Annotated in this window: 26 protein-coding genes and 2 other RNA genes; 20 read left to right on the top strand and 8 right to left on the bottom strand. The window is 61.6% G+C overall.

Features of this window, described 5'->3' with window-relative positions:
• Positions 1–156 precede the first annotated feature (156 nt).
• Entirely contained in the window at positions 157–1,119 is a 963-nt protein-coding gene (locus tag B7Y49_RS13115) for a threonine/serine dehydratase (protein ID WP_374128048.1), read from the top strand.
• The gene (locus B7Y49_RS13110) at positions 1,116–1,295 is read left to right on the top strand and encodes a hypothetical protein (protein WP_374128047.1); all 180 of its coding nucleotides are present in this window, start codon (positions 1,116–1,118) and stop codon (positions 1,293–1,295) included. The genes B7Y49_RS13115 and B7Y49_RS13110 overlap by 4 nt, the downstream gene beginning before the upstream one ends.
• Here B7Y49_RS13110 and B7Y49_RS13105 read toward each other — a convergent pair.
• Positions 1,292–1,546: a hypothetical protein gene (locus tag B7Y49_RS13105; RefSeq protein WP_374128046.1), complete on the bottom strand. Its 255-nt coding sequence runs from the start codon at positions 1,544–1,546 to the stop codon at positions 1,292–1,294. The two genes, B7Y49_RS13110 and B7Y49_RS13105, sit on opposite strands and share 4 nt — an antisense overlap.
• Before the next feature lie 9 nt (positions 1,547–1,555).
• Positions 1,556–2,212: an alpha/beta hydrolase gene (locus B7Y49_RS13100; protein WP_374128045.1), complete on the bottom strand. Its 657-nt coding sequence runs from the start codon at positions 2,210–2,212 to the stop codon at positions 1,556–1,558.
• A gap of 106 nt (positions 2,213–2,318) precedes the next feature.
• Between B7Y49_RS13100 and B7Y49_RS13095 the strand changes: the two genes are divergently transcribed.
• The 8 genes from B7Y49_RS13095 (at position 2,319) to B7Y49_RS13060 (ending at position 7,720) form a co-directional block, all read left to right on the top strand.
• On the top strand, positions 2,319–3,392 hold the full coding sequence (locus B7Y49_RS13095) for a cysteine desulfurase family protein (RefSeq protein ID WP_374128044.1): 1,074 nt from the start codon (positions 2,319–2,321) through the stop codon (positions 3,390–3,392).
• Positions 3,389–4,480 carry a cysteine desulfurase family protein gene (locus B7Y49_RS13090; protein ID WP_374128043.1) on the top strand — a complete coding sequence of 364 codons (1,092 nt, stop codon included), beginning with the start codon at positions 3,389–3,391 and terminating at the stop codon, positions 4,478–4,480. The genes B7Y49_RS13095 and B7Y49_RS13090 overlap by 4 nt, the downstream gene beginning before the upstream one ends.
• Positions 4,477–4,809, top strand: coding sequence for a 2Fe-2S iron-sulfur cluster-binding protein (locus B7Y49_RS13085; RefSeq protein ID WP_374128042.1), 333 nt, complete (start codon positions 4,477–4,479; stop codon positions 4,807–4,809). The genes B7Y49_RS13090 and B7Y49_RS13085 overlap by 4 nt, the downstream gene beginning before the upstream one ends.
• A 43-nt stretch (positions 4,810–4,852) precedes the next feature.
• Positions 4,853–5,119 carry a hypothetical protein gene (locus B7Y49_RS13080; protein ID WP_374128041.1) on the top strand — a complete coding sequence of 89 codons (267 nt, stop codon included), beginning with the start codon at positions 4,853–4,855 and terminating at the stop codon, positions 5,117–5,119.
• Positions 5,120–5,156: 37 nt separating this feature from the next.
• An RNA gene (gene ffs, locus B7Y49_RS13075) (signal recognition particle sRNA small type) lies at positions 5,157–5,251 on the top strand.
• Between the two features lie 156 nt (positions 5,252–5,407).
• Positions 5,408–7,075, top strand: a complete 1,668-nt coding sequence (locus tag B7Y49_RS13070) for a DNA polymerase III subunit gamma/tau (protein ID WP_374128040.1) — start codon at positions 5,408–5,410, stop codon at positions 7,073–7,075.
• On the top strand, positions 7,072–7,395 hold the full coding sequence (locus B7Y49_RS13065) for a YbaB/EbfC family nucleoid-associated protein (protein ID WP_374128039.1): 324 nt from the start codon (positions 7,072–7,074) through the stop codon (positions 7,393–7,395). Before B7Y49_RS13070 ends, B7Y49_RS13065 begins: the two co-directional genes overlap by 4 nt.
• 61 nt (positions 7,396–7,456) lie before the next feature.
• The gene (locus B7Y49_RS13060) at positions 7,457–7,720 is read left to right on the top strand and encodes a hypothetical protein (protein WP_374128038.1); all 264 of its coding nucleotides are present in this window, start codon (positions 7,457–7,459) and stop codon (positions 7,718–7,720) included.
• A gap of 23 nt (positions 7,721–7,743) precedes the next feature.
• Here the strand turns inward: B7Y49_RS13060 and mtgA are convergent, their stop codons facing one another.
• From mtgA to B7Y49_RS13045, 3 genes are all read right to left on the bottom strand, one after another.
• A complete protein-coding gene (mtgA, locus tag B7Y49_RS13055) occupies positions 7,744–8,421 on the bottom strand; it encodes a monofunctional biosynthetic peptidoglycan transglycosylase (protein WP_374128037.1) in 678 nt (225 codons plus the stop codon).
• Positions 8,422–8,486: 65 nt separating this feature from the next.
• Positions 8,487–9,392 (bottom strand): RNA polymerase sigma factor RpoH, encoded by a 906-nt coding sequence (gene rpoH, locus B7Y49_RS13050; RefSeq protein ID WP_374128036.1) that lies wholly within the window; start codon positions 9,390–9,392, stop codon positions 8,487–8,489.
• A gap of 52 nt (positions 9,393–9,444) precedes the next feature.
• Positions 9,445–10,401: an RluA family pseudouridine synthase gene (locus tag B7Y49_RS13045; protein ID WP_374128035.1), complete on the bottom strand. Its 957-nt coding sequence runs from the start codon at positions 10,399–10,401 to the stop codon at positions 9,445–9,447.
• Positions 10,402–10,410: 9 nt separating this feature from the next.
• Between B7Y49_RS13045 and B7Y49_RS13040 the strand changes: the two genes are divergently transcribed.
• From B7Y49_RS13040 to rnpB, 10 genes are all read left to right on the top strand, one after another.
• Positions 10,411–10,851 carry a M67 family metallopeptidase gene (locus B7Y49_RS13040; protein WP_374128034.1) on the top strand — a complete coding sequence of 147 codons (441 nt, stop codon included), beginning with the start codon at positions 10,411–10,413 and terminating at the stop codon, positions 10,849–10,851.
• Between the two features lie 41 nt (positions 10,852–10,892).
• A complete protein-coding gene (locus B7Y49_RS13035) occupies positions 10,893–11,537 on the top strand; it encodes a histidine phosphotransferase family protein (RefSeq protein WP_374128033.1) in 645 nt (214 codons plus the stop codon).
• 61 nt (positions 11,538–11,598) lie between these two features.
• The gene (locus tag B7Y49_RS13030) at positions 11,599–13,938 is read left to right on the top strand and encodes a chemotaxis protein CheA (protein WP_374128032.1); all 2,340 of its coding nucleotides are present in this window, start codon (positions 11,599–11,601) and stop codon (positions 13,936–13,938) included.
• Positions 13,938–14,366 (top strand): chemotaxis protein CheW, encoded by a 429-nt coding sequence (locus B7Y49_RS13025; RefSeq protein WP_374128031.1) that lies wholly within the window; start codon positions 13,938–13,940, stop codon positions 14,364–14,366. The genes B7Y49_RS13030 and B7Y49_RS13025 overlap by 1 nt, the downstream gene beginning before the upstream one ends.
• A gap of 73 nt (positions 14,367–14,439) precedes the next feature.
• Positions 14,440–14,805, top strand: coding sequence for a response regulator (locus tag B7Y49_RS13020; protein WP_374128030.1), 366 nt, complete (start codon positions 14,440–14,442; stop codon positions 14,803–14,805).
• A 14-nt stretch (positions 14,806–14,819) separates the two neighbouring features.
• The gene (locus tag B7Y49_RS13015; RefSeq protein WP_374128029.1) at positions 14,820–15,893 is read left to right on the top strand and encodes a chemotaxis protein CheB; all 1,074 of its coding nucleotides are present in this window, start codon (positions 14,820–14,822) and stop codon (positions 15,891–15,893) included.
• On the top strand, positions 15,890–16,750 hold the full coding sequence (locus B7Y49_RS13010; protein ID WP_374128028.1) for a protein-glutamate O-methyltransferase CheR: 861 nt from the start codon (positions 15,890–15,892) through the stop codon (positions 16,748–16,750). Before B7Y49_RS13015 ends, B7Y49_RS13010 begins: the two co-directional genes overlap by 4 nt.
• A 112-nt stretch (positions 16,751–16,862) precedes the next feature.
• Complete coding sequence (locus B7Y49_RS13005) at positions 16,863–17,693, top strand: DMT family transporter (RefSeq protein ID WP_374128027.1); 831 nt, start codon at positions 16,863–16,865, stop codon at positions 17,691–17,693.
• Positions 17,690–18,388, top strand: coding sequence for an N-acetylmuramoyl-L-alanine amidase (locus B7Y49_RS13000; protein WP_374128026.1), 699 nt, complete (start codon positions 17,690–17,692; stop codon positions 18,386–18,388). Before B7Y49_RS13005 ends, B7Y49_RS13000 begins: the two co-directional genes overlap by 4 nt.
• A gap of 10 nt (positions 18,389–18,398) precedes the next feature.
• Positions 18,399–18,792, top strand: an RNA gene (rnpB, locus tag B7Y49_RS12995) — RNase P RNA component class A.
• An 18-nt stretch (positions 18,793–18,810) separates the two neighbouring features.
• Here rnpB and B7Y49_RS12990 read toward each other — a convergent pair.
• The 3 genes from B7Y49_RS12990 to B7Y49_RS12980 form a co-directional block, all read right to left on the bottom strand.
• Positions 18,811–18,945, bottom strand: coding sequence for a hypothetical protein (locus B7Y49_RS12990; RefSeq protein ID WP_374128025.1), 135 nt, complete (start codon positions 18,943–18,945; stop codon positions 18,811–18,813).
• Between the two features lie 6 nt (positions 18,946–18,951).
• Entirely contained in the window at positions 18,952–19,599 is a 648-nt protein-coding gene (locus B7Y49_RS12985; RefSeq protein WP_374128024.1) for a carbonic anhydrase, read from the bottom strand.
• Positions 19,596–20,264, bottom strand: a 669-nt coding sequence (locus B7Y49_RS12980) for a SulP family inorganic anion transporter (RefSeq protein WP_374128023.1), incomplete at its 5' end; no start/stop codon positions are given. The genes B7Y49_RS12980 and B7Y49_RS12985, both read right to left, overlap by 4 nt.

Genomic DNA, 20,264 nt, shown 5'->3' with positions numbered 1-20,264 from the left:
CGCTATGATGCTTGTGCAACTCAAGGGACCTCCAAATGTCGTGAGACAAAACGAAAAAGCTGCCTTGCGGTTGGAAGTCCCATGGGGCAGCGGAAGGGCCGAATAGGGTCGCATGACGCGCATGTAAATAGTTATTTGTTTGCCGGGGAATTTTTGATGACAATTTTGCGACAACCGACCCGCGCAGGCGTGCGCGATGCTGCCGCAAAGGTTGCTGCTGTCATGCCGCCAAGCCCGTTATTTATCCATGATTTCAACGGTATATCGATTGCCTTCAAGGCGGAGTGCCTGCAGCCGATCGGTTCGTTCAAATTGCGCGGCGCATGGCATCGGTTGACCGCAATCGATACCGAATCGCGCAGTAAGGGCGTGGTTGCTTTTTCATCAGGCAATCATGCCCAAGGGGTTGCCTGGGCCGCGAAGCGGCTAGGCATGCCCGCGCTCATCGTGATGCCGAGCGATGCGCCTGCAGTGAAGCGTGAAGCGACGCTGGCGCTGGGTGCAGAAATCGTCACCTATGATCGTGCGACCGAAAGCCGCGAGAAGATCGCCGCAAGTTTGGCGGGTGCGCGAAACGCCGCGCTGGTGCCGAGTTTCGACGATCCCTGGATCATCGAGGGGCAGGGCAGTGCCGCCATCGAAGCGGCAGCGCAGATGAAGGCGCAGGGGCTGCCTTCGCCGACTCAGGTCATCGTGCCATGCGGCGGTGGCGGCCTGGCCGCCGGAATCGCGCTGGCGCTGCCCGACGCGACGATCACCGTCGTCGAGCCAGAAGGTTGGGATGACATGAAACGCTCGCTCGAAACGGGCTGGATCGAGCCGGTTGGCGCGAACCCACCGCCCACCGCCTGTGATTCGCTGCAGACCAAAGAGGTATCGCGGTTGACGTTTGACGTTCTGTCACGGCGCGGCGTTTCGGGGATTGCCGTGAGTGAAGTTGAGATCGAAGACGCCCAGCGCTGGGCAGCCCGCTATCTCCGACTCGTGATCGAACCCGGCGGCGCGGTAGCGCTGGCCGCGCTGCTGGCAGGGAAGGTCGCCGCAGTGCCGGAGATGCTCGTCATCCTGTCAGGGGGTAACGTCGACCCGGACGCTTATGCGGCAGTACTCGCACGATGACACCGCTCTTCGGCTCGATCGCCGCCGCCGCGCCTGCAATTGCGATGTTGGCTGTGTTCGCATGCTTGATTGGTGGCGGATGGATGATCGCGAAGAATGTCGATCGCAAAAAGGGTGTGCTACTGCTGGTGATGGCAGCCGTTTTGTTCGGCAACGTGTTGATCTGGACGCTCTAGTATCGTTCGCGACCTCGGGTGCGGAGCAAGTGACGGACGGCGAAGAAAACCAGCGTCAGCGACGTTACCAATGAAATGACGAACGGGGCGGGGCCCAGACCCCACGTCAACTGGCCAATCGGAAGCGTCACCATCAGCGGAAAGGCGACGAGCACCAGCAACGCTGCCCAGCCTTTCGCGTTCACTGGCACCGCCTTCAGGCGCGATCCCTGAATACGATATTCGAACCAGATCTCGCGCCCGTCGGCCATGGGATGATATTATTTGATCGGCGAGTTCGGGTCCAGCCGCATGTCCAGATAATTGTCCACGCTTTCCATCAGTTCCGGCATTTCATGCTCGAAGAAATGGTTCGCGCGGGGCAACACATCGTGATGGATGGTGATGTGCTTTTGTGTCCGCAGCTTGTCGACAAGCTTCTGCACCGCCAGCGGGGTGACGACCTCATCGCCCTCGCCCTGGATGATGATGCCCGATGAGGGGCAGGGGGCGAGAAAGGTGAAGTCGTACATATTGGCCGGCGGCGCGATCGAGATGAAGCCGCGGATTTCCGGGCGACGCATCAGCAACTGCATGCCGATCCACGCGCCGAAGCTGACCCCGGCGATCCAGGTGGTCGATGCTTCGGGGTGGATGCTCTGCACCCAATCGAGCGCGCTTGCTGCGTCCGAGAGCTCACCGACCCCATTATCGAACGTGCCCTGGCTCTTGCCGACGCCACGGAAATTGAAGCGCAGCGTGGCAAAGCCGCGCCGCTGGAAGGTCTTGTAGAGCTCCTGAACGATCCGGTTGTTCATCGTGCCGCCCGACGACGGGTGCGGATGAAGGATCATCGCAACGGGCGCACGCGGGCGCGGTGGGGGCGAGAAACGGCCTTCGAGACGGCCATCGGGGCCGGGAAAAATAACTTCGGGCATGAAAAACCTGCTGACCAATCAAGGTGGCGCGCCGAACGCGGGATGCGCGGCTATAGAGGAAAGGGCCCGCTTGGCGCAATCATTCTAGGCGGCTAGGGCTAGCCGCGTGAAAAAGCGCATCTATCTCGATCATGCCGCAACCACGCCGATACGCCCAGAGGCAATCGCGGCGGTGGCCGAAGGCATGGCGCGCTGGTCCAATCCGTCTTCCCCCCATGCCGAAGGACGCGCGGCCCGCGCGGCGCTGGAAGAAGCGCGGGCGCGGATCAAGGCAGCACTCGGCTGGACAGGCGAGCTGATTTTTACCAGCGGCGCGAGCGAGGCACTGTGGATCGCGCTCAACCGGGCGAAAGTCGAGCGGCGGATCGTCAGCGCGGTGGAACATGACGCGGTGTTCCGCGCGGCGCCGGGGGCTGAGGTGGTGCCGATTACGAACGGCGAGGTCGATGGTGATGCTCTGGCTTCGTTGCTGGATCGGTCCGGCCGGCCGATTGTGGCGCTGCAGAAAACCAATTCCGAAACCGGCACACAGATCATCCCCTATCAACACCCCGCTGCTATCGACGCGATCCGGGCCGCCGGCGCGTTGCTGCTGAGCGACTGTTCGCAATCGGCTGGAAAGTATCCTCTCCCCGACGCCGATCTGATTGTGGTGTCAGCACACAAGCTGGGTGGCCCGCCCGGGATCGGCGCGCTGCTGGTGCGCGACCTTGCTGTGCTGGAGCCGGTTGGCGGGCATGAATTCGGCTATCGGATGGGCACCGAAAACCTGCCCGGCGCGCTCGGTTTTGCCGCCGCGCTGGAAGCGGGTGGATTGGATAGCTGGCATACCAATGTCGATCAGCGATTTGCTCTTACCGACATCTTCAACGCAGCGGGGGACGTCATTGCGCCCGGCGCGCAATCGTCACATGTTTTTGCGGTTGCGATGCCGAACCTCTCCTCCGCCGCGCAGCTGATCCGCTTCGATGCGATGGGGTTTGCTGTATCGGCGGGCAGTGCCTGTTCGTCGGGCACGCTCAAGCGTAGCCGCGCGCTGGCAGCGTTTGGCGTGGATGAGGATACTGCCAGCCGCACGATCCGGGTGAGCTTCGGGTGGAACACCACGCCCGAAGAGATCGAGGCCTTTCGCGAAGCCTGGCTCGAAGTCGCGCAGGATGCATCGAAGCGGGCGGCATGATTTACCTCGATTATCAGGCGACCACCCCGCTCGCGCCCGAAGCGCTTGAGGCGATGCTTCCCTGGCTCCGTGACAGCCACGCCAACCCGCATTCGTCGCACAGCGCTGGGCGGGCGGCCAAAGCAGCCGTGGAGGTGGCGCGCGAACGGGTTTCGGCCCTGTTGCCGCCGGGCGGCTCGCTCGCCTTCACCAGCGGTGCGACCGAAGCGCTGAACTGGGCGATCAAGGGCACCAGCGGCTCGATCGTGACGATCGCCACCGAACATGCCGCTGTGCTCGATACAGTCGAGGCGGTGCGACGGGAGGGGCGGCGGGCGGTGATTCTGCCGGTCGGCGTCGATGGCCTGATCGATCTCGAAGCCGCCCGGGCTGCGATTGCACCTGGGGTCGGGCTGGTCGCGGCGATGCTCGTGAACAACGAAACCGGGGTGATCCAGCCGATCTCGGCGCTCGCCGATCTGGCGCATGCAGCGGGCGCGTTGATGCTGTGCGATGCCGTTCAGGGCTATGGCCGGGTGCCGATTCCTGATGCGTGCGACTTGGTCGCTGTCTCGGGCCACAAGATCCATGGTCCCAAGGGCATCGGCGCGCTTTGGGTGCGAGACGGCGTTACCCTTGAACCTTTGATACACGGCGGCGGGCAGGAAGCACTTGGTCGATCCGGGACCTTGTCGCCCGCCTTATGCGCCGGTTTTGGCATAGCGGCGCAACTGATAGCCAACCGGGCAAACGCGGATCAGGCGCATGTCGAACTGCTTGCCGGTATCGCGCGCCAGCATTTTGGCCCCGGCTGGCACATTAATGGGTCAACCAACCAACGCTATCACGGCAATCTGAACCTGCGCCGCGACGGTCTCGACGTTGCCCGATTGATGAGCGATTGCCGCACGATCGCCTTTTCGGCGGGCTCGGCTTGTGCGAGTGGATCGGGCAGGCCCAGCCATGTCCTTCAGGCCATGGGCTTGACCGAGGCAGAGGCGCGGGCGAGCATTCGACTAGGGTTTGGGCGCTATACGACACAGGAAGAATTGATGACTGCGATCGATGCCATCATTGCCGCTGCCGCTGCACAGGAAATGGTCGCATGATCCGCGTTCGCTTTGTCGCCACCGATGGCACCGTGCGGGAAGTGGATGGTCAGCCCGGCGACCGGCTGCTCGATATCGCCCAGGCCGATGGCCAGCCGCTCGAAGGCACCTGCGAGGGGCAGATGGCGTGTTCGACCTGCCATGTGATCATCGATGCCGATGATTTCGCCAAGCTGAAGCCCGCGCGGGAGGAGGAAGAGGATATGCTCGATCTCGCGCTCGGCGCGACGCGCAACAGTCGGCTTGCCTGCCAGATCTGGCTCGATGCGGGGTGGGAGAGCCTGACGGTGAAGATGCCGCGTGAGACGCGGAACATGCAGGGCCGCTAACCATTACGCCTCTGGTGCCTTCCCGCACCGCAGGAGGATAGCCATGAAATTCATCGCCTTCATCGCAGCCGCACTTGTGGGCGCCTCTGCCCTGACGCCGATCCCGACCATCTCGGCCGCCAGCGCCCAAGAACGCGTGACTCGGCAGGAACGCGTGGTCGTTACCCAGCGCCGCACGGTAACGCGCCATAATGGCTGGCGAAGCAACAACCGCTGGCGTCATAATTATCGCACGCGCCGGGTGTGCAAGGTCACCTATCGAGGCGGAAACCGCATTCGCCGTTGCCGCACGATCCGCGTTCGCTACTAAACCTTGATCCGCCCGCCTTACTCCCCCATATGCGAGCCGGGAGTCGGGCGGGCGTAGCCGTCGCCAACTTGGTCAGGGCCGGAAGGCAGCAGCCACAACGATTTTCGCTACGGGTCGTCCCGGCTCCCACCGCGAAGCGCGCATTTTGACAGCTAGGCTAAAAAAAGGACGCGCAAGCGCGGCCGACGGGCGAGGCCCGTTCGACGGCGCGGCTTTGCCGCGGCGCAACTCAGTTCTCTTACCAACACCCCTTCGACATCCGTCGCGCCTGCCCCTAGATAGGTGGTCATGGCCGACTCCTTCCTCGATCTTGGCGAACCCCCGCAGCCCGCAAAGGCTGAAGCCTACCGCGTGCTCGCTCGCAAATATCGGCCGCAGAATTTCAGCGAGCTGATCGGCCAGGATGCGATGGTCACAACGCTGGGTAATGCCATCAAACGCGGCCGACTGGCACATGCCTTCCTGCTCACCGGGGTGCGCGGCGTGGGCAAGACCTCGACTGCACGGCTCATCGCCAAAGCGCTCAATTGTATCGGTGTCGATGGCGAAGGTGGCCCTACGATCGATCCTTGCGGCGTGTGCGAGCCATGCCGCGCAATTGCTGAGGGGCGGCATATCGACGTGATCGAAATGGACGCCGCCAGCCATACCGGGGTGGATGACGTGCGCGAGATCATCGATGCCTCGCGCTATTCAGCGGTCTCGGCGCGGTTCAAGATCTATATCATCGACGAAGTTCATATGCTGTCGAAGAACGCGTTCAACGCGTTGCTCAAGACGCTCGAAGAGCCGCCGCCGCACGTGAAGTTTCTGTTCGCGACCACCGAGGTCAACAAGGTGCCGGTAACGGTGCTGTCGCGCTGCCAGCGTTTCGATTTGCGCCGTATCACGAGCGAAAAGCTCGCCGCGCATTTCGCGCATGTCGTGCACGCTGAGGGCGTGGAAGCAGAGCCCGAGGCGCTGGCGCTGATCGCGCGTGCGGCCGAAGGATCGGCGCGCGACGGGCTGTCGATCCTCGACCAAGCAATCGCGCATGCTGGCATGGAAGGCGGCGGCGTGCGTGCCGATGCTGTACGCGACATGCTCGGCCTGTCGGATCGTGGCGCGGTGCGCGCGCTGCTCGGGCTGGTTCTGGCGGGCGATGGGCGCGGGGCATTGGCGGCGCTGCGGCGGCAATATGACCTGGGGGTCGATCCGCTTGGCGTGCTGCGCGCGCTGCTCGAATCGGTCCATGCGGTGATGTTGACCAAGCTCGGCACCGAGGCCGATTCGACGCAGTCGGCCGAAGAACGCGCGGCGCTCGAGGAATGGGCGGCGTCGCTTTCCTATGCAGCTTTGCACCGGCTGTGGCAGCTGCTGCTCAAGGGCCATGAAGAGGTCGCCCGGGCCGCGCTGCCGATTGAGGCGTGTGAGATGGCGCTGCTTCGCGTGATCCATGCCGCCAGCCTGCCTGACCCCGGTGAACTGGCCCGTCGATTGGCGGAACAGGGAATCGCCGTTGGCCAACCGGGCGCCCCCACATCGCCATCACAACCTGTAGCCCCTGCGCCTTCAGCCATCGGAAGCGATCCCGCACTACAGGCGCTCCCTACCAGTTTCGAGGCAGTACTGGGGATGCTCGATACCGCACGCGAAATGAGCTTGGCCGAAAAGCTCCGGCTCACCGGGCGTGTCGTTCGGTTTGAACCGCCGGAGATTGTGCTTAGCTCGGCCAAACCATTCCCGGCAGACATTCCGCGCGAACTGGCCGATGTGCTTCGTCGTTTGACCGGCCAAAACTGGCGGATCACGACCGAGGATGTCGTCGGCACCCCAAGCATGCGTGAGGCGCAAGCGTTGGCGCGCGAAAGCGAGCTTGATGCGGTGCGTGAGGCGCCGATCGTCAAGGCGGTGCTTGAAGCGTTTCCCGCGAGCGAGATCGTCGAATGGAACATGCAACAACGGAGTGCGACATGAAGGGTATCGAAGACATGCTGGCCATGGCGCAGAATGTGCAGGCCGAACTGGAGAAAGCGCAGGCCAATCTCGATCATATCGAGGTTGAAGGCGCATCGGGCGGCGGACTAGTGAAGGTCCGCGCGTCCGCCAAGGGCCGGATCATCGGGGTGGCGATCGACGACAGCCTGATGCAGCCAAGCGAAAAGCAAATGCTCGAAGACCTGATCGCCGCTGCGCTGAACGATGCGCGCGCGAAGGCCGATGCCGCCTCCAGTGCCGAAATGGCGAAAATGACCAGCGGTCTGCCATTGCCGCCAGGGTTCAAGCTGCCGTTCTGATCGAGCGGAACATTAACCCCTATGCCTTGTTGAAGTCCGACAATGTACAGGGAGCTTAACCATGGTCGATTACAAGCGGGATTCCGGTCCCGATAAACCCGCATCGCCAACCACTATCGTCGTCGAACGCGGCGGATCGGGCGCCGGGCTGTTCATCGGTTTTGCGATACTTCTGTTGGTGGCCGTCGGCGCCTATTTCCTGATGGCGCAGAAAACGAATGATCAGCTACGTACCGAGGCGATCGGTTCAGCGGCGACAAAGGTCGGCGACAGCGCTGAAAAGGCCGGCGCTGCCGTCGAGAGAGCCGTCGATCCCGACAAATAATCGGATGCGGGGGGCGCCGTCCGTTACCGCAGACAGCTGTCCAGCCCGTCATTGCGCACGACGCCAACGCGCCGCGAAATGGAATTGCCATGCCGCTTGGTAAAGCCGCGTGGCGATATGGCGGCGCGTTTCTTTGGTAACGGCAGGACAGCGGCGATCCGCCCCGCCTCCGACGGTGTCAGCCGCGAGGCATCATGGCCAAAATAGCGCTTGGCTGCCGCATTAGCGCCATAGGTCCCTATGCCCGTCTCGGCGATGTTGAGATAGACTTCCATGATCCTGCGCTTGCCCCAGATCGCCTCGATCAGCACCGTAAAATAGGCCTCGAACGCCTTTCGAACATAGCCCCCGCCCTGAATCAGGAAAGCATTCTTTGCGGTTTGCTGGCTGATTGTGGAGCCCCCGCGAATCCGCCCGCCGCGCGCGTTGCGTTGGTAGGCTTTTTCGATCGCCTCCAGATCAAACCCGGAATGCGTGCAAAACCGCGAATCCTCGCCCGCAATGGCGGCACGGGCCATATCGGGGTCGATCTGCGACAAGGGCATCCAGCTCTTCTTGATGCTGTGCCCGCCGATCGCATCACCGATCATCGTGAAAGTGATGGGAGGGGCCACGAAGCGGTAGAGTACCACCCACAGCAGCGATATCAGCACAAAGCCGATAACGGCCTTTGCAGCGATGGAAAAAACCCGGCGGATCATCGATCCACCGGGTCGCATGAAGCGGGGGCTGCAATCAACCCCGATCGTTCCGTCATCGTACCTGTTTAGTACGCCGCCAGCATGCGCTGATCACCGGCCAACCGCATCATCGCCTTTTGCAGCTTTTCGAAGGCGCGCACCTCGATCTGCCGGACGCGTTCGCGCGAAACACCATAAACCTGGCTGAGTTCTTCCAGCGTCTTCGGGTCGTCCGTTAGTCGGCGTTCGGTCAAGATATGCTTCTCGCGCTCGTTCAGATCGTCCATCGCCGAAACCAGCATCGAGTGACGGACGTCGGCTTCCTGGGCTTCGGCCACGACTGCATCCTGCAACGGGGCATCATCCTGCAACCAATCCTGCCACTGGCCTTCGCCATCCTCGCGCATCGGCACGTTGAGCGATGTATCGCCGCCCATGGCCATGCGGCGGTTCATGCTCGTCACTTCTTCTTCGGTGACGCCCAGATCCTTGGCAATCTTCGCCAGATCCTCGGGCTTCAGATCACCGTCCTCGAACGCGTCGAGCTTCGCCTTCATCCGACGCAGGTTGAAGAACAGCTTCTTCTGCGCCGCTGTGGTCCCCATCTTCACGAGGCTCCAGCTGCGCAGGATGAACTCCTGGATCGATGCGCGGATCCACCACATCGCATAAGTGGCGAGGCGGAAGCCGCGATCAGCCTCGAACTTCTTCACGCCCTGCATCAGACCAATATTGCCTTCGCTAATCAGTTCGCTGACGGGCAGGCCATAGCCACGATAGCCCATCGCGATTTTCGCGACGAGGCGAAGATGCGAGGTTACAAGCTGGGCGGCCGCATCGGTATCGCCGTGCTCTTCAAAGCGTTTCGCGAGCATATATTCCTGCTCTGGCGCCAGGATCGGAAACTTCTTGATCTCGGCGAGATAGCGATTGAGGCTTGCCTCGCCGCCCAGGGCGGGGATCGTCGCTGGGACGTTGCTGCCGCTTGCCATCATCAAATCTCCCTTTTTTCGCTATGAATAATGCCGAACCGGGCACCATAGCTCAACCTAGACTATAGAGTGTATCGTAGAGTTCCTGCATGTCCGATGGCATTTCGCTATCAAACGACAAAGCGTTACTATTCACCGGGTGAATGAAGCCCAAACGTGCCGCATGCAGGGCCTGCCGGCGAAATCCCAGCGCTTCCAACAACGCACGGTGCTGCTGTTTGGTGCCGCCATAGACGGGATCGCCAAGCAACGCATGACCGATTGACGCCATATGGACGCGCACCTGGTGGGTCCGCCCGGTTTCGAGCCGACATTCAATCAGTGCCGCGCCCTTAAGCGCCCGGATCATCCGATAATGGGTAATGGCATGCTTGCCGCCCTGGACGATCGCGATCTTTTTGCGGTTGGACGGTGATCGCGCAAGCGGCTTGTCGATCGTCCCTTCGGACGGCTGAGGCCTGCCGGTCACGATCGCCATGTAGCGTCGATCAATCGAATGTGCCGCAAACTGGGCGGCGAGCCCAGTATGGGCTGCATCCGATTTGGCAGCGACCATCAGCCCCGAAGTATCCTTGTCAATCCGGTGGACAATTCCCGGCCGCGCCACCCCGCCAATGCCCGAAAGCTGCCCAGCGCAGTGGTGCAGCAGGGCGTTGACCAGCGTACCGTCGAGATTGCCAGCGGCGGGGTGCACGACCAGACCGGCTGGTTTGTCGATCACGATCAGATGGTCGTCTTCGAACACTACATGCAGCGCGATATCCTGCGCCTCATTGCCGAGCGGGATAGGGGCGGGGAGCGTGACGTTGAACAGCTGGCCGCCAATAGCCTTGCGCGAAGGATCACGGCTGGCCTCGCCGCGCTCATCGACCACATTGCCGCTGGTAATCAGCGCCTTTAGTCGCTCGCGCGACAGCGACGGCGCCGCATCGGCAAGCGCGCGATCGAGGCGAAGGCCATCGGCCACCCCGGCAATCCGCACTTGAATAATCTCAGCCCCCCGGTCCATGCCAGCGATATGGAAAGCGCTGTTGAAATTGCAAGCGCGCTGCTCGACGGGATCGTTGCGGCGGCCGCCCAATCGCCCGATCGCGAAGTGTGTGGACTGTTGTTTGGGTCTGCAACGCAGATCGACCTTGTTCAGCCCTGCACCAATGTCGCTGATGAACCGGCCGTTCGATTTGAGATCGATCCAGCCGCGCTGATCACCGCTTACCGGGCCATGCGCGGCGGCGGCCCGATGCTGATCGGCCATTACCATTCGCACCCTACCGGCGTGGCCGAGCCATCGGCTTGTGACGCCGCGGCAGCCAATGGCGAGGGTACGCTGTGGCTAATCATCGGCAGCGGTAAGGCTCGGCTGTGGCGGGTGCGGCAGGGTGGAGCGTGGCGCGAATGCTTCGAACCCGTCCCCCTCTGCGTTACTGCGCCTTGCGCCCCCGGGCCCGCTTCGCCATGAGGGGCGCGAGTAATTTCCCGTTACCTGGAGCCGCTTTGTAAATGACGATCAGCCCGGTCGATTTCGCCAGCCTGTTATGCTCCCGCCTGTGCCATGATTTGCTTAGCCCGGTCGGTGCCCTGAATAACGGGCTGGAGCTGCTCGCCGACGAGCATGACCCCGAAATGCGCAACCGCTGCCTCGAACTGCTCGGGGAAAGCGCACGAGCATCTGCGAACAAACTCAAATTCTTCCGGCTGGCCTTCGGCGCGGCTGGTGGGTTTGGCGAAACCGTCGATTCGCGGGAAGCGCGCGCGGCGATTGAAGGGCTGTTTGGCGATAATCACCGGGTAAAACTCGGCTGGCTGGTCGAGGATTCGGTGCTGCCCAAGCCCGCCATCAAGGTTTTGCTGAACCTGGCGCTGATCGCAGGTGATGCGCTGATCCGCGGTGGGCAGCTCGATATTGGTGCTGAGGTAGTCGATGGCCTCGTCGAAATCGTCGTGCGCGGGGACGGGCCACGCATCGTACTCGATAGCGAATTGCGGACCGCACTGATGGGGGCAGCCGATGATGTGGTGATCACGCCACGCGCCGCGGCCGCGCATCTGGTGCATGCGCTGGTCGCGGAAGGCGGCGGGGAAGTGCAGGTATCCGATCCCGATGCCCCCGTTCTGCTGTTCGGTGCAGCTTTTCGCGCGGGGTAAACCGCAATTTAACCGCTTGTCGTCATGAATTGCCCCGCCGGAACAGGCATATCGGGGGCCCATGGACGATCTTCTGCAAGAATTCATCGCTGAAACCCGGGAGACGCTGGAAGCGCTTTCGGGCGAAATCGTGATGTGGGAAGCCAATCCGTCGGATCGCACCCGGCTGGATGCGATCTTCCGCTTTGTTCACACCGTGAAGGGAAGCTGCGGTTTTCTCGATCTTCCGCGCCTAAGCCGACTTAGCCACGCCGCCGAAGACGTGCTCGCCGCCGTCCGATCAGGCGACCGCGTGCCAGACACCAGGCTGGTCAACGCCGTACTCGCAATTGTCGACCGGATCGGCGAGATTATCGAGGCAATTGATGCGGGCGCCGCGCTCGACGATTCGGGCGAAGACCTGCTGATCGCCGCGCTCGACAAGGATGCCGAAGCCGTCAGCACGATCGGGGCAAGCCCTGTCGTCCAGCGGGCTGCCACCCGAAGCGTGCGGCTGAGCGTCGATCTGCTCGATCTGATGATGAGCGGCATGTCTGATATGGTGCTTGCCCGCAACGAACTCGCCCGGCGCTTGCGCGACGAAACGGTCGATCCTGCGATCGAAGCAGCGCTCGACCGACTTTCACACACCGTTGCAGAAATGCGCGATACAGTGACGCGTACTCGGATGCAGAAGATCGAAGCGCTGTTTTCGGCGCTGCCTCGCATGGTGCGCGATACGGCTGCCCAACTCGGCAAGAGCGTGGCGCTTTATATCGAAGGGTCCGACGTCGAACTTGATCGCGAAATGATCGAGATGATGCGCGATCCGCTGGTGCACATCATCCGAAACGCCGTCGATCACGGCCTTGAATCGCCCGCTGAACGCCTTGCGGCGCACAAAAACGAAAATGGTCGCCTCACCGTATCGGCCCGCCAATCCGGTAACCAGATCATCATCGAAGTGATCGACGATGGGCGCGGGATCGACGTCGATCGCCTGATTGCCAAGTTGGCGTCGACGGGCCAGCGCAGCGAAGCCGAACTTCGCGCCCTATCGGAACGAGCACAGCTCGATCTCGTCTTCGAGCCGGGCTTGTCGAGCAAAAGCGAGGTTACCGCAATATCTGGCCGCGGCGTCGGCATGGATGTCGTCCGCGCCAACATCGAACAGATTGGCGGCCGCGTCGAACTGACCAATAATCCGGGCAGGGGCCTGCACATCGCCATCCATGTGCCGCTGACGCTGTCGATCATCTCCACCATCGTCGTTGGCGCTGCTGGCCAGCGCTTTGCGATTTCGCGTCAATCGATCGAGGAAATCGTCACCGTGCGCGGGGATGCCGTACGCGTCGACATGCTAGGCGATACCCCGGTGGCGACCGTCCGCGATCGCCGATTGCCACTGGTGCCGTTGTGCGGAATGCTTGGCTTGCGCGACACGGTGGACGATATCAGAATGATGGCAATCGTCAGCGTGGCCGGCGGCAGTTTTGCGCTCGCCGTCGACGAGGTGCTCGATACCGAGGAACTGGTGATCAAGCCCGCACCGCCTGCTGTCATCGCGACCGGGCTTTATGCGGGGCAGACCCTGCCGGACAGCGGCCGACCGATGCTGCTGCTCGATTGTGCGGGGATCGCTGCGAAGGCCGGTTTGCACTTCGTTCGTGAGACGATTGCTGACCAGGACGGACAGCATGCCGAGGCTGAAGCGCCCCGGTTCCATGCGCTATTGTTCCTGGATCTTGACGGTAAGCGTCGAGCCGTTCCGCTCGAGATTATCGACCGTGTCGAACTTGCCAGCAGTCACGCGGTCCGCCAGTCCGCAGGCCAATTGCGGCTGTCGATCGACGATATGATCCTGCCGCTCGCCGGGGTTGCGGGTGCAGCCGATCTGGTGGCCGCCCAAAGCGACGTCGCCGTACTCCGGCTGGCCGATGGCCAGGTCGAGATTGGCTATGTGATTGCCGAAGCCCTCGATATCGTCGCAATTACACAGGAAATGGTGCCGTCGCGCATCACCGGGCCGATCGCCGGCGTCGTCGCGATTGACGGTGAACAGGTCGAAATGCTCGACATTCACTGGCTGTTCGCCACCCATGCCGATCCGCATCGCCATATGGCATCATCACCGGTCTGTCTGCTCACCGGAAAAGAAGCGCGCTGGATGGAACAGTTCCTGAAACCTGTGCTGGAAGCAGCAGGGTATAAGGTAGTTACCGAAATGAAGTCCGGCGAGCGCGCCACCGTTGCGTTGGCGATGGACGCTGATTCGGTCGTTGCTCATGGCAGCGCCCCGGTGGTTCGATTGCGCACCGATCCCCAGCCCGGTAGCGACAGCGAAGACAGCGTGTACCGCTATGATCGCGACGGATTGTTGGCTGCGCTGGCGCAGCGCCAGACCGGCGGAAGGGGGCGATGATGGAGGAGCTGTTTCTGATCGCGCGGATTGCGGGTCGCACGGTCGCCATCAATTCCGATCAGGTCGACTCGGTGGTCGACATCGGCGAGATTACACCGGTTCCCCGCGCTGGTGCCGAAGTGCGCGGGCTCGCTGCTTTGCGCAGCCGTGTCGTGATGGTTATCGATACGCATGCCGCACTTGGGCTTGTCGAAAGCGCGATAGCGCCGTCTCGTGCCGTGATCACGATGGTAGACGGCCATCATTATGCGATCCTGGTCGATGCGCTTGAAGATGTGGCCCCATTTGTTCGGGCACCGCTTTCCGGCGGGGTCGCGGTCGATGGTGGATGGGCGCGGGTGGGATGCGGGATCGTGAATCGCGACGGCGATCCGGTGCTGGCAGTAGACCTTCGGACGCTGATTCCGGGCAATGCAATCGCGGCATGATCGCGCACCTTAACGCTACACTTACGCTTTTCGTGCAGACATACGCCGTGGTGCGTACAACGGGGTTCAAAACATGAAGACTTGCCTAGTGGTCGACGATTCGAAGGTGATCCGAAAGGTTGCCCGACATATTCTGGAGACCCTGAATTTCGAGGTCAGCGAAGCCGGCGATGGTCGCGAGGCGCTGGAAAGCTGCCTTAAATCGGCACCCGATGTTATCCTGCTCGACTGGAACATGCCAGTAATGGGCGGCATGGATTTCCTCCGTGCGTTGCGCGAAAGTGCGGTCACGCGACGCCCCAAAGTTGTGTTCTGCACCACCGAAAATGGCATGGCCTATATCCGCGCTGCCATTGAGGCGGGCGCTGACGAATATGTAATGAAGCCGTTCGATCGCGAAACGCTGGAAAGTAAGCTCCAGATCGTCGGCGTGGCCTGACCGGAGCTAGGCCGGTGCAGTCCGTCATCCCAAATCCGCTTTCAGCCTTTTCCGATGCGGGCATTGCCCGCATCCTGATTGTCGATGATTCTGTCGTCGCGCGTGCCGTGATCAGCCGGATGCTCGATGCCAGCGAACGCTTTGTGATTGCCGGTGCCGTTGCCGACGCCCAGGCGGCGCTGTCGTTTCTGCAGAAGAACGAGGTCGACATCATTTTGCTCGACATCGAGATGCCCGGTGTGGACGGTCTGACCGCCCTGCCTGATATCATCGCCGCCGGGCGTGGTGCCCGCGTGCTGATCGTTTCTTCATCATGCGCGGAAGGGGCTGCAGCATCGATCCAGGCATTGACGCTGGGTGCGGCCGACACACTCGTGAAACCCAACACCGGCAATCTGGTGGGCAAGTTCGCCGATGTACTGGAGGAGAAACTCACCCGGTTAATCGACGGCGGTGAGCGGATTCCAGGCCCAATCGCACCTTACGTCCATTCGACCGCGCTCGCCGATGATTTCGATATCGTTGCCATCGGTGCGTCGACCGGCGGCATCCATGCTCTAAGCTTATTGCTTCGAGCGATCCCGGCCTCATGCCAGTTGCCGATTTTGATCACTCAGCATCTGCCGCCGTCATTCATGCCCTATTTTGCCGCGCAGGTCGCGGTTCTGGCCGGGCGTCCTTGCGTTGTCGCCACCGATCACATGCGGATCGAGCGCGGGCGGGTGGTGATTGCACCGGGCGAGGCGCATTTGCGCTGCGTATCGGTAGGTGAAGGTGCCGCCTTGCGCCTGACCAGCGAACGATCGGCAACGGGGTGCATGCCTTCGGTCGACCCGATGTTTCAGACGGTCGCAGACGTCTATGGTTCACGCGCTCTTGCAATCGTACTCAGCGGCATGGGTCGTGACGGCACCGATGGGGCTCGGCAGATCAACAGGGTTGGTGGCACCGTAATCGTCCAGGATCAGACGAGCTCGGTCGTTTGGGGAATGCCGGGCAGCGTTGCGTCGACTGGCATTGCCGATGCCGTGCTGGCGCCTGACGAGATTGGCCGGATCATCGCCCAACAGCGCAGGCCGCAGCGATGATTATCAACCGCCAGCCCACCGCGCAAACGGGTGCAATGTCTGTGCTGGCAGCGCTGCTTGAATCCCGCACCGGGCAGCAAATTGCGGCCAACCGCGCTTGGCGCATAGAAACCGCGCTCAAGCCTGTCCTCAAGGCGCGTGGCCACGAAACGCTTGATCAGCTTGTCGCTGAATTGCTGGATGATCAGACGGGTATCATCGCCGATATGATCGTCGATGCATTACTCAATCAGGAAAGCTCCTTTTTTCGGGATGGGCAAATCCTCGATACCGTGGTCGCGGCAATTAACGCGCGCGAAACCCCGGGAAGCCGGCGACTAAGGATTTGGTCCGCTGCGTGCTCGAACGGGCAGGAGCCGTTATCGCTGGCGATGCTCTTCGCCGATCGATTTGAACGCACCGGCATGGCCGAGCCAGAGATTCTGGCGACCGATGTATCCGAAGCGGCGATCCAGCGCGCCCGCGCTGCGCGCTTTTCGCAGTTCGAAATTCAGCGTGGATTGCCCGTACGCCAGATGATCAAATGGTTCGATGCGGTGGGTTCTGATTGGATCGCCAATCCCGACCTCGTCCGCAAGATTACGTTTCGCCGACACAATCTGGTCGGCGACCCGCCACCGTGCGGGCGTTTCGATGTGGTGTTGTGCCGTAACGTGCTGTTCTATCTCTCGCCCACGCTGCGTAAGCGTGTTTTTGATCTGCTGGCCGAAGTCATGCGGCCCGGCGGGTTGCTCGTCCTTGGTGCCGGAGAAACCGTTGCCGGACAGACCTGTGCCTTCATCCCAAGCCCAGACTATCGCGGCCTGTACGAACGCGTCGTAACGCCTGCTTCAGCGATCGAAACTGCCGCCGCCTGAATGGCCCAGCGTTTACTTTAATGCGGTGCCGCGCCAAGCGGCGATGATGGAACAGGGTGCGCTCCCAGAAAAACCGGCATTCGGGCCCCTCGACCTAGCTGCTGTGGTCGCGATGAATGTTCTTTGGGGTCTCAACACCGTCGCCGTGAAAGTCTCGGTTGATGCGATCTCGCCGATGACAGCAGCATTTCTGCGGCAGACGATTGTGCTGCTCGTTTGCGCCACGGCGCTGCGCATCGTGCCCGGCAAGATGCGCGCGCTGACCGCACTCGGGATTTTATCAGGCGGGGCATTCTACCTGGCGCTGAACCTTTCGCTCGCCGCAGCGACGAATGTTGGGGCGCTGGCGATCGCCGGCCAGCTGGGGGTGCCCTTCTCGCTCATCCTAACGATCATTGTTTTCAAGGAACGGATCCACTTGCCCAGAATGCTGGGCATCGCGCTGTCGCTGATGGGCGTTGGCGTATTGGTGTTCGATCCTGCGATCGTCAACGAACGCCTTGGGCTGGCGCTGACCGTGCTCGCGAGCCTTTTGTGGGCGATCTGTTCGCTGATCCAGCGGAGCCTGATTGGTGTGCGGGTGCTGACGATTTATGCGTGGATCGGGCTGTGGGGTGCCATCACCCTGGGGCTTTCCGCCTGGGCGATCGAGCCTGCCGCGATGGCTGCTCTTCCGGATATTCCGCTGCACACCCTGACCTGGGTTGGCTTTTCGGCGATCGGATCGACGGTAATGGCCCATGGTGCGATGTCCTGGCTGTTGCAGCGCCATTCGGTCGGCGTTGTCACACCGCTGACGCTTGCGGCGCCGGTGATTTCGGTCTTTACCGCATCTTGGTACTTCAACACGCCAGTAACGGCGATCATGGTGTTCGGGGGGGCTCTGGCAATGCTGGGCGTAGCGATTGTCACAATACGAACGGCGCGAGCGCCCTCGGCATGACGATCATCGATGCACCATCCCCCAATTTCGATGAGCGCAAACTGCCGATCACGATGATCGTGCTGCACTATACCGGGATGCAGGATGCGGAATCAGCCATTGCCCGGCTGCGCGATTCTGACGCCACGCCGCGCGTTTCAGCGCATTATGTGGTTGCCGAGGATGGCACCGTGCTTCGTCTGGTCGATGAGGACAAAAGGGCATGGCATGCCGGGGTTTCGAAATGGCGCGACATTCCGTCTGACATCAACAGTGCGTCGGTGGGGATCGAGATCGTCAATCCGGGGCATGAATTCGGCTATCGCCCCTTTCCTGACGAGCAGATCGCCTCCGTCATTCAGCTCGTGATGCAGATCAAGGATCGGTACGAGATTACGCGCGGCAATATCGTCGGCCATTCCGATATCGCGCCCGCCCGCAAGCGGGACCCGGGCGAGCTGTTTCCCTGGGGCAAACTTGCCCGGCTGCGCCTCGCCCTGCCGCGCCCGACCAAGAATTTGATGGACCCGAACTGGACGCAGGGCGGCTTTCTGCTCGCGCTCGAACGGTTTGGCTATGACGTGACTGATCCCATGGCGGCAATCATGGCGTTCCAGCGCCGTTTTCGCCCGGAGATGATCGACGGGGAGGTTGATGCTGAGTGCAGAATGATCTTGTTGGCGCTGCTGTTGCCAAAGCCACAGGGCGACGACTAAGGCTACCCCGTCAGAGGGTCGGGCGGCCGCGGGTGTGCAAGCACGCGAGGAAAGTCCGGGCTCCACGGAAACGACGGTGCCGGATAATGTCCGGCGGGGGTAACCCCAGGGAAAGTGCCACAGAGAGCAGACCGCCAATGCTCGCCTTCGGGTGAGACAGGCAAGGGTGAAAGGGTGCGGTAAGAGCGCACCGCGCGACCGGTAACGGAAGCGGCACGGCAAACCCCACCGGGAGCAAGACCGAATAGGGGTGGCGCGAGGTTTCGGCCTCAGGGCATGTTCCGGCCCGCCGCCCGGGTTGGTTGCTTGAGCCCCGGGGCAATCCGGGGCCTAGAGGAATGGTCGCCTATCCTTACCCGTAAGGGAAGGGGGGACAGAACCCGGCTTACAGACCCTCTGACATTTATCCAAGAAAGCCAAGCTTAGAGCGTGATGTCTTTAGGTTGGATCAGCCCCGTAAGCCGTTCGCCCTGAGCGTAGTCGAAGGGCACGCGCAACGTGTAGGCTTCGACGTCGCTCAGCCCGAACGGAGGTAACTTCAGGTAACCAAAAGTCATCAGACTCTAGGCGCTGGCGTGCAGCACCTTATCTGGGCGAGCGACACCGTCGAGCGGCGTCTTGGCATCGATTTCGAGCAGCGGTTTAATGTGCCCGTCGCGAATGTCATAGACCCAGCCGTGCAGGAACACTTCCTGCTGGCGTGCCCATGCCGCCTGGATCAGTTTCGTGTGCGCCAGCTTCACCAACTGGTCCCGCACATTCACTTCGACCAATCGGTTGACCCGGGTTTCGTCATCGGCCTGGCCAAGCACTTCCTCTTCATGGGCGTGGAGCACGGCGCGGGCGTTGCTGAGCCATGCATCCACGGCCCCTTCTGTCCCACCCGCCAGGGTGGCCTGCAGACCGCCGCAGCCATAATGCCCGCAGACCATAATGTGGCGAACCGCCAACACATCGACTGCATATTGCAACACCGACATCAGGTTCAGATCGTCTTCATTGACCAGATTGGCAACATTGCGATGGATGAACATCCCGCCCGGCGGGGTCATTGTCATCTGTTCGGGGCTAACGCGGCTATCCGAACAGCCGATCCACAGGAAATCGGGTTTCTGACCGGCAATCTGGCGCTTGAAAAACTCCGGATTTTCGTCGGTGAGTTCTTTGGCCCAGGCCTTGTTGGCGAGCAGCAGCTGCTTGTAATGTCTCATGCGAAGCGAACCCCATAGGATGGCGCATTGATTTTCGGCGCAGTCCGCTCGGCAACATCGCCGCGAACATGGACGTCGATGTTGCGGAACTTCGCGCCCTTGATGAACGCATTGATGATGTCGATGTTGTCGAGATCGACATAGTTGGTCGACGACAAATCAATCACCAGCACCGACCCATCGGGCACCTTGTTCAGCGCCTGCTGCAATTCATACTTATGGATAAAATACAGGTTGCGGCGTGCGCGCAGCAAGCAATCCTCGCCATCGACTGCAAAGGTGATCGCCGGACGGAAATTGCGCGCGATGACGAACACAAAGCCGACCACGAGGCCAACCAGAATACCAATCAGCAAATCGGTGAACAGAATCGCCCCGATCGTCACAACAAACGGAATGAACTGGGAGAATCCTTGTTTGAAGCGTTCGACGAACAGCGCCGGGTTGGTCAGTTTGTAGCCAGTTGCGATCAGGACTGCGGCAAGCGCCGACAGCGGGATAAGGTTCAGCACCGCCGGGATGAAGGCGACCGACACCAGCAACCAGATGCCGTGCATCACCGAAGAGGCCTTGCTTTCGGCACCCGCCATCACATTGGCCGAGGATCGCACGATGACCGAGGTCACAGGCAAGCCCCCGATCAGACCCGAGACGATGTTCCCGCT

The organism is Sphingomonas sp. 28-62-11 (assembly GCF_002278865.1).
Lineage (GTDB): Bacteria > Pseudomonadota > Alphaproteobacteria > Sphingomonadales > Sphingomonadaceae > Sphingomonas.
The sequence above is the reverse complement of the archived record's forward strand: the minus strand, read 5'-3'. Positions and strand labels throughout refer to the sequence as shown.

Bases quoted from the DNA above. Each gene is read 5' to 3' on its own strand.
- B7Y49_RS13005 (WP_374128027.1), top strand. From the start codon at position 16,863: ATGAATGTTCTTTGGGGTCTCAACACCGTCGCCGTGAAAGTCTCGGTT.
- B7Y49_RS13020 (WP_374128030.1), top strand. From the start codon at position 14,440: ATGAAGACTTGCCTAGTGGTCGACGATTCGAAGGTGATCCGAAAGGTT.
- B7Y49_RS12990 (WP_374128025.1), bottom strand. From the start codon at position 18,945: ATGACTTTTGGTTACCTGAAGTTACCTCCGTTCGGGCTGAGCGACGTC.
- B7Y49_RS13060 (WP_374128038.1), top strand. From the start codon at position 7,457: ATGGTCGATTACAAGCGGGATTCCGGTCCCGATAAACCCGCATCGCCA.
- B7Y49_RS13110 (WP_374128047.1), top strand. From the start codon at position 1,116: ATGACACCGCTCTTCGGCTCGATCGCCGCCGCCGCGCCTGCAATTGCG.
- B7Y49_RS13070 (WP_374128040.1), top strand. From the start codon at position 5,408: ATGGCCGACTCCTTCCTCGATCTTGGCGAACCCCCGCAGCCCGCAAAG.
- B7Y49_RS13030 (WP_374128032.1), top strand. From the start codon at position 11,599: ATGGACGATCTTCTGCAAGAATTCATCGCTGAAACCCGGGAGACGCTG.
- B7Y49_RS13105 (WP_374128046.1), bottom strand. From the start codon at position 1,546: ATGGCCGACGGGCGCGAGATCTGGTTCGAATATCGTATTCAGGGATCG.
- B7Y49_RS13115 (WP_374128048.1), top strand. From the start codon at position 157: ATGACAATTTTGCGACAACCGACCCGCGCAGGCGTGCGCGATGCTGCC.
- B7Y49_RS13085 (WP_374128042.1), top strand. From the start codon at position 4,477: ATGATCCGCGTTCGCTTTGTCGCCACCGATGGCACCGTGCGGGAAGTG.
- B7Y49_RS13080 (WP_374128041.1), top strand. From the start codon at position 4,853: ATGAAATTCATCGCCTTCATCGCAGCCGCACTTGTGGGCGCCTCTGCC.
- B7Y49_RS13010 (WP_374128028.1), top strand. From the start codon at position 15,890: ATGATTATCAACCGCCAGCCCACCGCGCAAACGGGTGCAATGTCTGTG.
- B7Y49_RS13090 (WP_374128043.1), top strand. From the start codon at position 3,389: ATGATTTACCTCGATTATCAGGCGACCACCCCGCTCGCGCCCGAAGCG.
- B7Y49_RS13025 (WP_374128031.1), top strand. From the start codon at position 13,938: ATGGAGGAGCTGTTTCTGATCGCGCGGATTGCGGGTCGCACGGTCGCC.
- B7Y49_RS13100 (WP_374128045.1), bottom strand. From the start codon at position 2,212: ATGCCCGAAGTTATTTTTCCCGGCCCCGATGGCCGTCTCGAAGGCCGT.
- mtgA (WP_374128037.1), bottom strand. From the start codon at position 8,421: ATGATCCGCCGGGTTTTTTCCATCGCTGCAAAGGCCGTTATCGGCTTT.
- rpoH (WP_374128036.1), bottom strand. From the start codon at position 9,392: ATGGCAAGCGGCAGCAACGTCCCAGCGACGATCCCCGCCCTGGGCGGC.
- B7Y49_RS13035 (WP_374128033.1), top strand. From the start codon at position 10,893: ATGACGATCAGCCCGGTCGATTTCGCCAGCCTGTTATGCTCCCGCCTG.
- B7Y49_RS13045 (WP_374128035.1), bottom strand. From the start codon at position 10,401: ATGGACCGGGGGGCTGAGATTATTCAAGTGCGGATTGCCGGGGTGGCC.
- B7Y49_RS13065 (WP_374128039.1), top strand. From the start codon at position 7,072: ATGAAGGGTATCGAAGACATGCTGGCCATGGCGCAGAATGTGCAGGCC.
- B7Y49_RS13040 (WP_374128034.1), top strand. From the start codon at position 10,411: ATGGAAAGCGCTGTTGAAATTGCAAGCGCGCTGCTCGACGGGATCGTT.
- B7Y49_RS12985 (WP_374128024.1), bottom strand. From the start codon at position 19,599: ATGAGACATTACAAGCAGCTGCTGCTCGCCAACAAGGCCTGGGCCAAA.
- B7Y49_RS13000 (WP_374128026.1), top strand. From the start codon at position 17,690: ATGACGATCATCGATGCACCATCCCCCAATTTCGATGAGCGCAAACTG.